Annotated in this window: 1 protein-coding gene; it reads left to right on the top strand. The window is 30.4% G+C overall.

All coding sequences use genetic code 11. The features are described from left to right. The first annotated feature begins 55 nt into the window (after window positions 1-55). Window positions 56-793: a hypothetical protein gene (locus tag QZZ48_RS09995; protein ID WP_294965135.1), complete on the top strand. Its 738-nt coding sequence runs from the start codon at window positions 56-58 to the stop codon at window positions 791-793. Window positions 794-1106 lie beyond the last annotated feature (313 nt).

Here is a 1106-nt window from a genome sequence, read left to right as displayed (position 1 = left end):
GTAATGAAATTGTGATTTTTATTGAGTATTTATCTTTTGATATAATAAAAGTAAGATGAAAAAGATAATTATAAATAAAAAACATTATGGCTCGATAGAGCTTGCTAAAACAAGAAATGCGTATAAGATATTTATATCTGTAATACGTGCGTATAAGGCAAATGAGCATATCTCACTAAGAACTATTTACACAGAAAATGAGTTAAAGAGTTTTGAGAGTTATAAGAGTGGTGGTTTTGAATATGAGTTGAGAGAGTTAGATATGTATATAGAGCTTTCTAAAGTCTTGAAGTTTACATCAGCAGATGCAAAAAAGCTAAAAGAGCAGATGGAGTTTGTAAAAGATGATGCTTATGTGCATCTTGGCATCTCTAAGAGTTTAGTTCTCTTTAACAAAAAGCAAAAAAGTAAAGCAAAAAAGTCATACATCTTTTGGGATATAGAAAACTTCTCAAACATCTCTCCTATGTTTAGTGACATCATAGAACCATTAGATATTCAAGACGAAGATATCTATGTCTCATGCAACCCAGACTCACTTTATCTTTTTAAAGCAGAGTGGGAAGCAGACCTATTTGATTTTGGAAAAACATTTAACTCTTTTAACTTCACAAAGTGTGGACACGGAAAAAATGTAGCAGACGGAGTTTTACTAAACAACTTCAAAGACTTAAAAGCCAAAGATGCAAACATATATGTAATGACATACGACAGAGAACTAAAAGAACTTTTTAAAGTTGCTTGTCATGAGAGCAATAATTTGTATGCTTTGGAGAGGAAGATACTTTATTAGGAAGTGATAGATAGAAGGTAGTTAAATGTGGAGATTCATTCACTGGGGTGAATGGCACTAATTTAAGCAGTAAAGTCCGAAAATAGCAGTTTAAGCATAGCTACATAATTAAAAGTTAAGCTTTAGCCTATTTACGGGACTGAAGTCCCATTTCCAAATATAAAGTATATTAGTAATAATAAATAACTTATTTCTAGAATTGGCAAGGTAAATTAGTATAATGAACCCCTAAAACTGAACCAGTAAAATTTGTTTTCTTATTTCAAAAATGATAAAATTGAAATAGAAAATATAGGGATTAAATATGAGTGTA

It is taken from the genome of Sulfurimonas sp. (assembly GCF_016744025.1).
Classification (GTDB): Bacteria; Campylobacterota; Campylobacteria; order Campylobacterales; family Sulfurimonadaceae; genus Sulfurimonas.
Note: the sequence above shows the minus strand (reverse complement) of the source record. Positions and strands in the feature narration are given on the sequence as shown.

Excerpts from the sequence above, each read along its gene's own strand:
- QZZ48_RS09995 (WP_294965135.1), top strand. The coding sequence starts at position 56 with ATGAAAAAGATAATTATAAATAAAAAACATTATGGCTCGATAGAGCTT.